We start from the raw sequence: 12,219 nt of genomic DNA, 5'->3' as shown, positions 1-12,219 counted from the left end.
TCCAGCAAAATTTTACTGGAGATTTATAAAATTAATTTTAATTTAAATCGTTGCAGTTCCTTCAACACCGTCAGAATTATCTGTTTCGGTACCAGTAATTGCAGCGGCGGCAAAACTTAAAAGACTTACTAGTTTTCCAGCTTTCGTATCCCAATAATAAGTTTCCTTCGGTTCCACTCGGATGATGGAAACATTGGGGTCATCTTTTCCGTCGAACCAAGCGTTTGCCATTGGCGACCATTTGTCTTCAATCGTGGATTTGTCTTTGTAGATGGAAGCTTCGCCGTAAACCGAAAGATATTCTGAGTCACTGTTGTTCATAAAGAAAAGCTGAACACGTCTGTCTTCCTTGATTTCAAAATTCTTGTTGCTGGTCGCACTGCTGATGAACCATAGGTTACCGCTGTCATCAGTTTCCTGCAAGCCCATTGGTCGGGAGTTTACTGGTAATCTGTCGAGTTCTGTACAGAACATACAGATTTTAGCTTTTTCCGACAATTCTTTAATTTTCTTGATGGCTTCCAGGTGTGTGAGATCTTGTGTTGACATAATATTTTATTTTTGATGTTTGTTTAATGTTGATTTATCCATTTACAATTTCCCCGCCATTCGGATGAAGAACCTGTCCGCTGATGAAGCGGGAATCTTCGCTGGCGAGGAAAAGAAAACTTGGTGCGATTTCATTCGGCATTCCGGCACGTTTCATTGGTGAATCACTTCCAAATTCCGAATTTTTTTTCGGTTTGAATGATGAAGCGATCAATGGTGTCCAAACCGGACCTGGCGCAACTGCATTCACTCTGATTCCTTTATCGACAAGATTTGCAGACAGGCTTCTCGTAAAAGAAATAATGGCACCTTTGGTTGCAGAATAATCAATAAGTTGCGGGCTTCCTCTGTAAGCTGTGACAGAAGATGTATTGATGATGCTTGCGCCTTTTTTGAGATAAGGCATAGCATATTTTGTGATCCAAAAATAGGAGAAAACGTTATTCTGAAATGTTCTTATTAATTGGTCTGTAGAGATTTCTTCAATCGATTTCGCTTCCCAATGCAGACCAGCATTATTCACAATAATATCGATTTTCCCATGGGCTTTTATTGTACCCTGAATAACTTTTTTACAGTGATTTTCTTTTCCGAGGTCACCTTTTATCAAAGTACATTTTCTTGAAAAGGCTTCCACTTCTTTTTGAGTTTGTCTGGCATCTTTTGTTTCGCTTAGATAAGCGATTACGATATCTGCGCCTTCTTTCGCAAATAGTAAAGCTGTTGCCTTTCCAATTCCGCTGTCGCCACCTGTGATCAATGCAACTTTATTTTTTAATTTCCCTTCTTTCGGATATTTGATCGGGTCAGTCTCAGGAATTGGACTCATATTCTTTTCCAGTCCCGGTCGTTTCTGTTTTTGCTGGGGTCTTATTTTCTTTTTAGCTTCTTTTCCCATTTTTTTATTTTTCGAAATAGTTACAAATAATGTGCTAAGTAAAAAATGAGTTGTAAATCCAATAGATCCAGAATTTTTTTGATCATCTTTTAAATTTCTATTCAAACAGGAAATTATTTGAAAATGCCTTCGAATTGAATCGTGATAAAACCAGAAGTAAGAAAAAGTATACTTTATGTAGCCAATGCTGTAAAATAACAATTTACAATCATATTTAAATATTTTTATTGATTATTTATTTCGATTGGTAAAGAAATTGTATAGTGTCTTTTCAAATTTCAAAACTATAATTATGGATACAGAAATCTCTTATTTTGATTTTAAAAATTTGTCGCCTCAGGACCAATGTCAATTGGTTACTACACAAGGTCAGATTATTAACGAAAGTTCAAAGAATGATTTACGTTTCGTTATTTATAAACTTGGATCTTTTTTAGTCGAAATCACTTACATTCAGCAAAATAATAAATTGGCAAGTTTTAATGTTTATCAAAATACTTATGCTCCATCACAAAGCGCATGATGCCAATTTGTTATTAGGTTAATGATCAACAAATCATGAACTTCTACTTAACATAATATTTATAAATAATTAAAAATTGTGTTCTACTAAAAAAAATCTCATTATTTTTGAAATTAATGAAACGAGAAATTACTCACCTACAATATTTGTCTTATGATTTTAATAGTTGATGATAATAAAAACAATATTTATTCTTTAAAAAAGCTATTAGAATCTCAAGGTTTTAAAATTGATACAGCAGAATCAGGCGAAGAAGCATTAGGAAAAGCGCTAAAAAATAATTATTTCTTGATCATTCTTGATGTCCAGATGCCGGGAATGGATGGTTTTGAAGTGGCGGAAAGCTTTGCAGGATATAGCAAGACCAAAGATATTCCTATCATTTTTCTTTCTGCGGTCAATACAGAAAAACAATTCATAGCAAAAGGTTATGCATCTGGAGGGATTGATTATGTTACAAAACCAATCGATCCGGAGATCCTGATGCTTAAAGTTAAAACCTTTTATAATCTTCAGGAAAACAGTCTCGCACTCAAAAAAAATCATCAGAATCTGGAATTGGAAGTGAAAGGCAGAAGAGAGTCCCAGGTAGTGATGAAATCGGAGATCGACCATTTTCATCTGATGCTGGAAGCTTTGCCGCAGATTGCCTTTACTTTGGACAAAGATGGTCAAGTGACATTCGTGAATGCAAAATGGTATGATTATTCTAACTCCAAATCATTGTTCCCGGAAACTCATATTGATGACAAAGATATTTTGAAAGAGTTTGAAAGGTCTCAAAAAAAACATAAACCTCTTGAACTAGAGGTCAGGATCAAACATTTGAGATCCAACAGCTTTAGATATCACCTGCTCAGAATGACACCTGTCTTTGAAAATGAAACCATTAAAAACTGGGTCGGAACTTTTACAGATATCGAGGATCAAAAGAAAATCGAAAAAGAGAAAGATGAGTTTTTAAGTATTGCAAGCCACGAACTGAAAACACCTCTGACAAGTATAAAAGCTTATGTTCAGCTGATGGACCGCAAGCTTAAATTTGATCCAGAAAGTCCGGAAAAAAATTATGTGGACAAAGTTCTGATCCAGATCGAGAAACTTAACAGTTTAATTACCGACCTTCTTGATGTTTCCAAAATCGAAAATGGTAAACTAAAAATCAATAAGAAACCTACCAATCTTGAATCTGTCATTCAAAATTCAATTGACACGATTTTACAAACACACGATAGCGATAAAATTAAAATTGAACGTCACGGACCAAAACCTGATATTCTGATTCCTCTTGATGAAATGAGAATAGAACAGGTATTGCTCAATTTTTTGAGTAATGCCATCAAATATTCTCCCGACAATCATCAGATCTTTGTTTCTACCTTCATTGATGAAGAAAATGTCCGAGTCAGTGTAACAGATTTCGGAATCGGAATCCCGGAATATAAACAGCCTTCCGTATTTCAAAAATTCTATCGCGTGGAAGAATCTTCTGTGCAATTTCAAGGTCTGGGAATTGGTCTATTTATATGTTCAGAGATCATTGAACAGCACGACGGAACTATCGGTGTTTCCAGTGAGGTCAACGAAGGTTCCACATTCTATTTTACATTACCATTAAATTAATCGTATGCCAAAAAAAATTATACGTAATCTGCAATTCGGCGTTGGTTTATCTCTCTTGATATTACTTGCGAGTTCATTAGCTTCATATCTGAGTATTCAGAATCAGATGAACAACCGTGAAAAATCTTCTCAAAGCCGGCGTTCTATAACTGCGGTTAAAGATGTTCTAATAGCTCTTTTGGACGCAGAGACAGGGAATAGAGGTTATCAATTGACCGGTAAAGAATCTTTTTTGGAGCCCTACAACAGAAGCGTTTCTGAATATGCAAAAGCTATAGATAGAGCAAAAGAAATAGAAATAACGGATAAACTGCAATTGAAAAGAGTCGAAGACCTGCAGCAAAATGCCAATAATAGCATGGAAAACCTAAGACAGTTTGTTATCAATAGACGCAATGGTTTACCAATGACACAAGAGCAGATAACTTCCAGTAAGGTCTATATGGATAGATGCCGCCAAATAGTTGCAGACTTTGTCAAATATGAAGAAAGTCAATTGGTTATTAAAAATAAAGCACTTAATAATTCTTCCAGCACAACCGTTTTATTCATTATTTTTTCTGCGATTACTGCTGTGGTTGTTACTATTTTTTTCTACACAAGACTGAGAAACGACCTTATCCGAAGAGATAGACTGGAAAAAGAATTAATGGCTAAAGATCTGGAGATCTCTAAAAGGGTAAGTATTATTAAACAGGTCACAAGCAAGGTAGCAAGTGGTGATTATAGTGTGAGATTGTCGGACAGAGGAGAAGATGAGTTGGCAGATATAGTAGAATCACTCAACTATATGACTCAATCTTTGAAAACTTCTTTTGAACAGATCAATGAAAATGAATGGAGACAAAAAGGACTGGTATTACTTAATGAATCTCTTGTTGGGAACAAAACCGTAAAAGAGGTTACAGATAATGCGCTGGACCATTTTGTTTCCTACGCAGACTGTGTCAACGGAGCTATATATCTTTATGAAGATGAGAGGCTGAGGTTATATAAAGCTTTCGGGCTTGAGGAATATATGAAGAAAAGCTTCTTACCTGGCGAAGGGATGGTTGGGCAAACATTTGTCAAGGAAAAGACAAATGTATTCAATGATCTTGGTGATAAAGACTTTGTGGCAAGTTTTGCAAGCAGCAAAATCAGGATCCAAGGCATTATTTTAGTTCCAATCATGTTGGGAAGACAAATTTTCGGGATATTGGAGTTAGGTGCTACCCATAATTTTGATGCAGTAAAAATAGATTATTTCAATGAAGGGGCCAGAAATATAGCAACAGCTCTCAGTGCAGCTAGAAGCCGTGAAAAGGAACAACGATTATTAGAAGAAACCCAAGCTCAATCTGAAGAATTACAGGTTCAGCATGCCGAATTGGAAAATCTCAACACAGAGTTGGAGGCCCAAACTCAGAAGCTTCAGGCTTCGGAAGAAGAGCTGAGAGTTCAGCAGGAAGAACTTCTGCAGACCAATACTGAGTTGGAGGAGCGCTCAAAAGCATTAGAGGAAAAAAATCATTTGATTGCCGAACGAAATATCGAGATACAGAAGAAAGCAGAGGAACTGGCACTTAGTACGCAATACAAATCTGAGTTCCTGGCAAATATGTCCCACGAATTAAGAACACCTCTTAATTCCATTCTTCTGTTGTCCCGCTTGATGGCAGAAAATCCGGAAGAAAACCTGAATGAAGATCAGATAGAATCTGCAAAAGTGATCCAAAGTTCTGGGACAAGTCTCCTGACATTGATAGATGAGATCCTCGATCTTGCGAAGATAGAATCCGGAAAAATGAATCTGGTCAATGAACCGATTTTACTGGATGATGTTACCAGAGATCTCAAGAATCTTTTTATGCCGATCGTTAAGGAGAAAGGCGTTCAATTCAATATATATCTGGATGATTCTATAACTAGAACTCTGAGCACCGATCGTTTAAGATTAGATCAGGTATTAAGAAATTTACTTTCTAATGCCTTCAAATTTACCAAAGAAGGTTCAGTCGATCTGAATATTTATGATTGTCCTAAAAATTCCGAATTTATTGTTTTCTCAGTTAAAGATACTGGAATGGGAATTCCTGAAGAGAAACAGAAACTGATATTCGAAGCTTTTCAACAAGCTGATGGTTCTACACAAAGAAAATTTGGAGGAACAGGCCTGGGACTTTCCATTAGTCGTGAGATAGCGAAACTTCTGGGAGGGAAAATTACACTTGAAAGCGAATCAGGAAAGGGAAGCGAATTCAGTCTGATCATTCCGAAACAACCATCAGATTCTTCGGGAATTATTTCCAATGAACAAAGCTTGATTGATGTGATTTCCCAGGATGTAGAAGAAATTAAAACAATCATTGAAACAGATGATCAAAATATAGCTTCAATAGCGCATCTAGAAATCCCTGAAGAGATAGAGGATGATCGAAATAATATTTCGAAAGGCGATAAGGTCATTTTGATAATTGAAGATGATACACATTTTGCAAAAGCACTTTTGAAGTATGCGCATGTCAATGATTATAAGGCGGTTATCATTGTAAGAGGAGATTATGCACTTCCTGCAGCCTTGGAATATAAGCCCGTAGCTATTTTGCTTGATATCCAATTGCCGGTCAAAGATGGTTGGCAGGTTATGAATGATTTAAAAACCAATAGCCAGACCAGACCTGTTCCTGTTCATATGATGTCTTCTCTACAAGCTAAAAGAGAAAGTCTCATGAGAGGTGCTATTGATTTTATTGATAAACCGGTAGCAATTGAAGAGATGAATAATGTATTCAAAAAGATTGAAGATGCATTAAAACGCTCGCCGCAAAAAGTATTGATCGTGGAAGAAAACGCTCAACACGCTAAAGCGTTATCATATTTCCTTGGGAATTACAACATATCTTTGTCTGTAGAAAATAACGTGGAGGATAGTGTAAAAGCTTTTCAAAAAGATAATGTGGATTGTGTGATCGTTGATGTTGGCTCGGCAAGAGGAAGCAGCTATCAGATTGTTGAAAGGATCAAAAGTTATGAAGGTCTGGAGAATCTGCCGGTCATTATTTTTACCGAACGTAATTTGACCCAATCCGAAGAACTTAAGATCAAACAATATGCTGATTCAATTGTTGTAAAAACAGCTCACTCTTACCAAAGGATATTGGATGAGATAAGTCTGTTCCTTCATTTGGTGGAAGAAAATAACCAATCCGGTGAATCTGGAAGAGTTAAAAATTTAGGAACTCTAACTGAAACTTTAAGTGGTAAAAAAATATTGATAACAGATGATGATGTAAGGAATATCTTTTCTCTGTCAAAAGCTCTCGAAAAATACAAAGTTGAGGTCGTTCTGGCAATGGATGGGAAACAAGCGCTTGATAAAATAGAGGAAAATCCCGACATAGATGTTATTTTGATGGACATGATGATGCCGGAAATGGATGGCTATGATACCATCAGGGAAATCAGAAAAATGCCGGATTTCAAAGATTTGCCAATTATTGCAGTTACAGCAAAATCGATGATTGGAGATCGTGACAAATGCATTCAGGCAGGAGCTTCGGATTACATTACAAAACCTGTTGATATCGATCAGTTGCTGTCACTTCTGCGTGTTTGGTTGTATGAAAGCTAATAGTGATAGGATGAATAAGAAAATCTTGATTGTTGATGACGATCCAAGGAATATCTTTGCTCTCAAATTGACTTTGAAAGCCAGAGGATTTGATATTAAAACTGCTTTGAGTGCACAAGAAGCCATTGATAAATTAAAGAACGATAATATAGGTCTCGTTTTGATGGACATGATGATGCCTGATATTGATGGTTATCAGGCCATTGGGATGATCAGGAAGATCGATAAACTTGATCACATTCCCATCATTGCTGTTACAGCACAGGCAATGGAAGAAGATCATCAAAAATGTATTGATGCAGGTGCTGCAGATTATATCAAGAAACCGATCGATGTGGATCAATTATTGAATGTTATAGAAAAAGTTTCCTGATGTTAGAGCCCAGTATTGTTAAAGATGAAGAATTAGAATATCTGATAAAAGATATTTATGATCTGTATGGTTACGATTTCTCGATGTACAGCAAAGCTTCTTTCAAAAGGAGAATAAACAGGATCTGTGTCATTGATAAGTTTGCCAGTTTTGCAGAATTAAGGTACACAATTATCAATGACCAGGATTATTTGAAACGCTTTGTGGAAGAAATTACGGTCAACGTAACAGAGATGTTTCGTGATCCTGATTTTTTTCTAGGTCTTAGGGAAAAGATATTACCACAATTGGGGACCTATCCGCTCATCAGAATTTGGCTGGCGGGATGTTCTACGGGAGAAGAAGCTTATTCTGTAGCGATTCTGCTAAAAGAAGCGGGATTGTATGATAAAAGTCTGATCTACGCGACAGATATTAATCCATCTGTTTTGGAGACAGCACGTGCAGGCGTTTTTCCTCTTCAGCAGATGAAGTTATATTCGGAGAATTACCAGCTTTCAGGAGGTAAAGAAGATTTTTCAACATATTATACCGCCAATTATGATGTCGCAAGATTTGATAAATCGCTTCAGAAGAAAATGATCATTTCTACACATAATTTAGTTTCGGATAGTTCATTCAACAGCTTTCAACTGATTATTTGTAGGAATGTCTTAATTTATTTTGACCGGATGCTTCAAGAGCGCGTGTTCAAACTGTTCGACAATAGTTTGGAAAATCTTGGATATCTTGCGCTTGGGTCCAAGGAAACTTTGCGGTTTTCAGATCTGGGAAAGCAATATCATCAGATCGATGACCAGCGCATCTGGAAAAAAACGGAGCAATTATAAAATGCAAGAATCAGGTTTTAACATAGAATTAGTAATTATTGGCGGATCTGCAGGTAGTTTGCCGGTTATACTAGGTATGTTGAAAGATCTGGATGAACCCATAAAGTTTGCAATCGTCATTGTTTTACATCGTAAGGCCTCAGGACTGAATATTTTACCAACATTATTACAGCAATTTTCTGTTATTAAGGTTACAGAAATTGACGATAAGGCAGAAATTGAAAATAATAATATTTATCTGGCTCCGGCAGATTTCCATCTTTTGTTTGATGATAAACAAACGATGTCTCTGGACCGATCGGAAAAACTTAACTATTCTCGTCCCTCCATTGATGTTTCTTTTAGTTCGGCTGGAGAAATTTTTAGTAAAAATCTTCTTGCTATATTATTGTCTGGCGCTAATTCCGATGGCGTTGAGGGACTTAAACATATTGAAAGAATGGGAGGGCAAATTTGGATTCAGGACCCGGAAACAGCAGAAGTCAATTATATGCCCAAGATGGCAATGGAGATCATTAAATATGATGAAATTATCACACCCGAAAATCTTTCAATAAAATTAAATAAACTATAATAAATAAATACGATTATAAAATTATGAGCAAGAAAAAAATCCTGATCTTTGATGATGAAACTTCAATTCTAGAAGTGATTTTTATTGTTCTGAACGACTTGGGATACGAGGTTGAGGTTTCTGAAACTGCTGACGATATTATCCAAAAAGTGTCAGACTTTCAACCCGATGTGATTATTATGGATAATTGGATCCCGGTAATTGGTGGAGTAGAAGCTACAAAACTTCTGAAGGCTCATCCCGATTACAAAAGTATCCCCGTGATTTATATTACGGCTAATAATGATATTGCATCTTTGGCAAATGAAGCAAAGGCAGATGATTATGTTCCAAAGCCTTTTGACCTTGAAGATCTGGAGAAGAAAGTTTTGAAATGGATTCATCATAAGATTTCTTCTTAGCCCCAAAACTCATTATTGCTCATTTGTTTATAGTTGAATTAATAGTTTTATTTTTTTTAATTATGAATATCATATCAAAACGCAATTATTATTTATGTTTTGATTATTTTTTAATTATCTTTAAGGAAGTGAAAATTCATATATATTAATGATATGAAAGTTATCTCTGTTTTTCTTCTTTCATCATTTTGAATTCCAAAATGTTGGGTTCTCAATGATAAATTAGTTTTTGCAGAAAATATTAAAATTATGAGATTCAGGAAAATTCTACTTGCCTCATTTCTGATTTTTTCTTCCAAAATGCTTTGTCAGCAATATACATTGAAGGAATGTATAGAAAAAGGAAAGCAAAATAATGTCGTTATAAAGCTGGCGGAGCAATCTTTGGAAACCCGTGAAAAACTTCTGCAATCCAACAAAAACAATAATCTTCCGAAAGTCGATTTTCTTGGTGGATACAATTACATCGGAGAACCTATTAAAATCAATCTTCAGCAAGTAAAAGATGGAATTGTAGAAGGTTCAGCTACTCAAAGTGCATCTTCAGCCAATGCCATTTATCAACAGATTACAGGAAATCCACTTCCTCAGCAAGTTCAGAATGTGATCTATCAGACTTCCAAAGATATTATAAGTGCGGTTTATCCCAATTACAATCCTGCGATTGCAAAACAAAGTTATTTCTTGGCGGGAATTCTCGCTCGTCAACCGATTTACTTGGGCGGAAAACTCAATGCTGCAAAAGAACTTTCGAGACAACAGGTAGAAAGCGGAAAAGCGAATCTGGAATCTTCGCAAGACCTTACAGCCTATAATATTTCATTGAATTATATTCAGGTGATGTATCTCAATTCGATGATTCAAAAACAGGAAAAAATCGTTGAATCTCTTGAAAATAATGAGAAATATGCACAAAGTCTTCTGAAAGCTGAAATCATCCCGCCTTATCTTAAAAACTGGTCAAATATTACGAAGCTTCAGGGCGAAACCAATCTTAAAAACCTGAAACTCGAAAAAGAAAACGCACTTTTGACTTTGAAAGATCTAATGGGAATTTCGCTTGAGGAGCCAATAGAAATCAATGAAGAACTGAATGAAAATATTGAAGTTCCCAATTTCTCCTCATCAGAAAAAAATGCAGATTTAAAATTATTATTAAGTAAAAAGAAAGAAGCGGAAACGACTCATAATATTACCAAATCTCTTTCCAGACCAAACATTTTCGCGATTGGAAATTATCAGTTTTTCAGAAATGACCTTCCGCTCATCACGCCGCCTTGGCTAGTCGGGATAGAAATGCAATGGACACTTTTTGACCCGGAAAGGAAATCCAAAAATCTAGCTTCACAATCTTTGATAAAAGAAGCTGACCTTTTGATTGATCAGAAACAAAAATCTGTGGATTTGGCAACCAAAATTTCTGAGAATAAATTAATCAGTTTCAAAGAACAGAGCGAAACTTTTGATGCAGCAAGAAAACAAACTTATACGACCACGGAAATGGTAAGAAAGAGAATGGAAAACAGCCTTTCTTCCGTAAAAGATGTAAATGACGCTTTGCAACTCCAATATGAAGCCGAAAAATTGTATTACACGTCTTTAGTGGCTTATCAAACTGTGATTGCAACTTATTTTTATATCACAGGAAACGTCGAAAATATTACCAATTACATTCCTTAAACTGATAACAAGATGAAAAACTTTATAAAAAATTACTGGGCAGTTTTTATTCCGATTATGGTGTTGGTTATTGCCTTGATTTATCTTTTTCAAAATAAATCCTCAGAGAATAATAAAGAAACTGTCATCGGAATGGTGGATGCAGAATTTGTAGATGTTTCCGCTTCTTTGCCGGGAAGAGTGGTTGATTTATTGGTGAAAGAAGGTGATGAAGTGAAAGAAGGTCAGGTTGTTGCCCAAATGAAAACTTCAGAAATAGAAACCATTCAGTCGCAAATGTCGGAAGCGGTTACGGTTGCCCAGAATCAATTGGATAAAATCAATCGTGGCGTAGAACCGGAAGTTTTGAAATCAGCGGAGAATCTTCAGCAAATCGCCAAACAACAAATGGATTTGATGAATAAAACCTACACCCGTTTTCAGAATCTTTATTCGGAAGGTGTGATTTCCGGACAGGAGAGAGATGTGATTTATTTTAAATATAAAGCGGCTCAAAAGGAGCTGGAAACCGCAAATCTCAACGTTCAACTATTGCAACGCGGAAATAATAAGGAACTTAAAAATTCGGCTCAGGCTATTCTGAATCAGGCAAAAGGTGCAGATGAATTGGCAAAAGAAATCAAAGATAATGCTTCTATAAAAGCACCAGCTTCCGGAAAAATTTCCACAATGATTTCCAACAAAGGAGAAATGGTGAATGCGGGTTATCCGATGATGACCATTCAGAAAGACAATTCGCTTTTTGTGAAATTCAATATCCGTCAAAATCAAATGTCCAAAATTGACAAAGGAAGCATTGTAAAAATGAAAATCCCGGGTTGTACGCCGGAAGAAGTGAAAGGTGTGATTTCAGATTTAGCTCCGGCTTTGGGTTATGCAGATTGGGTTCCTGAAAAACAAAACGGCGAATTTGAGCTGAGAACTTTTCAGATAAAAGTGAAACCTGAGAATGCAAGTTCGATAAAAGGGCTTCGTTCGGGAATGACAGCACAATTGATTTTTGATTAAAGAATATTTAGTACCTGTGAAAAATTGTTAAAACCACATAGACACATAGAAATTTGAAATCTCAATGAAAAAGAAAAAATAGAATATAAAAAGCAACTATTTTTTCTTAATTCTCACAAAAAGCTATGTGTCTATGTGGTAAAAACT

Annotated in this window: 11 protein-coding genes; 9 read left to right on the top strand and 2 right to left on the bottom strand. The window is 35.9% G+C overall.

The features are described 5' to 3' along the window. Positions 1–42: 42 nt before the first annotated feature. Positions 43–549 carry a pyridoxamine 5'-phosphate oxidase family protein gene (locus tag BLT30_RS14125; protein ID WP_089874174.1) on the bottom strand — a complete coding sequence of 169 codons (507 nt, stop codon included), beginning with the start codon at positions 547–549 and terminating at the stop codon, positions 43–45. Positions 550–583: 34 nt separating this feature from the next. Then, positions 584–1,447, bottom strand: coding sequence for an SDR family oxidoreductase (locus tag BLT30_RS14120; RefSeq protein ID WP_089874173.1), 864 nt, complete (start codon positions 1,445–1,447; stop codon positions 584–586). A gap of 292 nt (positions 1,448–1,739) precedes the next feature. Between BLT30_RS14120 and BLT30_RS14115 the strand changes: the two genes are divergently transcribed. The 9 genes from BLT30_RS14115 (at position 1,740) to BLT30_RS14075 (ending at position 12,072) form a co-directional block, all read left to right on the top strand. Beyond that, positions 1,740–1,970: a hypothetical protein gene (locus BLT30_RS14115; RefSeq protein ID WP_089874172.1), complete on the top strand. Its 231-nt coding sequence runs from the start codon at positions 1,740–1,742 to the stop codon at positions 1,968–1,970. Positions 1,971–2,123: 153 nt separating this feature from the next. Beyond that, a complete protein-coding gene (locus BLT30_RS14110; protein WP_089874171.1) occupies positions 2,124–3,593 on the top strand; it encodes a hybrid sensor histidine kinase/response regulator in 1,470 nt (489 codons plus the stop codon). A 4-nt stretch (positions 3,594–3,597) separates the two neighbouring features. Further along, positions 3,598–7,206 carry a response regulator gene (locus BLT30_RS14105; RefSeq protein WP_089874170.1) on the top strand — a complete coding sequence of 1,203 codons (3,609 nt, stop codon included), beginning with the start codon at positions 3,598–3,600 and terminating at the stop codon, positions 7,204–7,206. A 10-nt stretch (positions 7,207–7,216) separates the two neighbouring features. Continuing rightward, complete coding sequence (locus tag BLT30_RS14100; protein WP_089874355.1) at positions 7,217–7,579, top strand: response regulator; 363 nt, start codon at positions 7,217–7,219, stop codon at positions 7,577–7,579. Next, entirely contained in the window at positions 7,579–8,409 is an 831-nt protein-coding gene (locus BLT30_RS14095; RefSeq protein ID WP_089874169.1) for a CheR family methyltransferase, read from the top strand. Before BLT30_RS14100 ends, BLT30_RS14095 begins: the two co-directional genes overlap by 1 nt. A 1-nt stretch (position 8,410) precedes the next feature. Continuing rightward, on the top strand, positions 8,411–8,983 hold the full coding sequence (locus tag BLT30_RS14090) for a chemotaxis protein CheB (protein WP_089874168.1): 573 nt from the start codon (positions 8,411–8,413) through the stop codon (positions 8,981–8,983). 23 nt (positions 8,984–9,006) lie between these two features. Next, complete coding sequence (locus BLT30_RS14085) at positions 9,007–9,384, top strand: response regulator (protein ID WP_089874167.1); 378 nt, start codon at positions 9,007–9,009, stop codon at positions 9,382–9,384. A gap of 249 nt (positions 9,385–9,633) precedes the next feature. After that, positions 9,634–11,064 (top strand): TolC family protein, encoded by a 1,431-nt coding sequence (locus BLT30_RS14080; protein ID WP_089874166.1) that lies wholly within the window; start codon positions 9,634–9,636, stop codon positions 11,062–11,064. Positions 11,065–11,076: 12 nt separating this feature from the next. Beyond that, positions 11,077–12,072, top strand: coding sequence for an HlyD family secretion protein (locus BLT30_RS14075; protein WP_089874165.1), 996 nt, complete (start codon positions 11,077–11,079; stop codon positions 12,070–12,072). The last annotated feature ends 147 nt before the right edge of the window (positions 12,073–12,219 follow it).

Source organism: Epilithonimonas hungarica, from assembly GCF_900102265.1.
In the GTDB taxonomy this organism is placed as follows: domain Bacteria; phylum Bacteroidota; class Bacteroidia; order Flavobacteriales; family Weeksellaceae; genus Epilithonimonas; species Epilithonimonas hungarica.
The sequence above is the reverse complement of the archived record's forward strand: the minus strand, read 5'-3'. Positions and strand labels throughout refer to the sequence as shown.

Bases quoted from the DNA above. Each gene is read 5' to 3' on its own strand.
- BLT30_RS14125 (WP_089874174.1), bottom strand. From the start codon at position 549: ATGTCAACACAAGATCTCACACACCTGGAAGCCATCAAGAAAATTAAA.
- BLT30_RS14120 (WP_089874173.1), bottom strand. From the start codon at position 1,447: ATGGGAAAAGAAGCTAAAAAGAAAATAAGACCCCAGCAAAAACAGAAA.
- BLT30_RS14115 (WP_089874172.1), top strand. From the start codon at position 1,740: ATGGATACAGAAATCTCTTATTTTGATTTTAAAAATTTGTCGCCTCAG.
- BLT30_RS14110 (WP_089874171.1), top strand. From the start codon at position 2,124: ATGATTTTAATAGTTGATGATAATAAAAACAATATTTATTCTTTAAAA.
- BLT30_RS14105 (WP_089874170.1), top strand. From the start codon at position 3,598: ATGCCAAAAAAAATTATACGTAATCTGCAATTCGGCGTTGGTTTATCT.
- BLT30_RS14100 (WP_089874355.1), top strand. From the start codon at position 7,217: ATGAATAAGAAAATCTTGATTGTTGATGACGATCCAAGGAATATCTTT.
- BLT30_RS14095 (WP_089874169.1), top strand. From the start codon at position 7,579: ATGTTAGAGCCCAGTATTGTTAAAGATGAAGAATTAGAATATCTGATA.
- BLT30_RS14090 (WP_089874168.1), top strand. From the start codon at position 8,411: ATGCAAGAATCAGGTTTTAACATAGAATTAGTAATTATTGGCGGATCT.
- BLT30_RS14085 (WP_089874167.1), top strand. From the start codon at position 9,007: ATGAGCAAGAAAAAAATCCTGATCTTTGATGATGAAACTTCAATTCTA.
- BLT30_RS14080 (WP_089874166.1), top strand. From the start codon at position 9,634: ATGAGATTCAGGAAAATTCTACTTGCCTCATTTCTGATTTTTTCTTCC.
- BLT30_RS14075 (WP_089874165.1), top strand. From the start codon at position 11,077: ATGAAAAACTTTATAAAAAATTACTGGGCAGTTTTTATTCCGATTATG.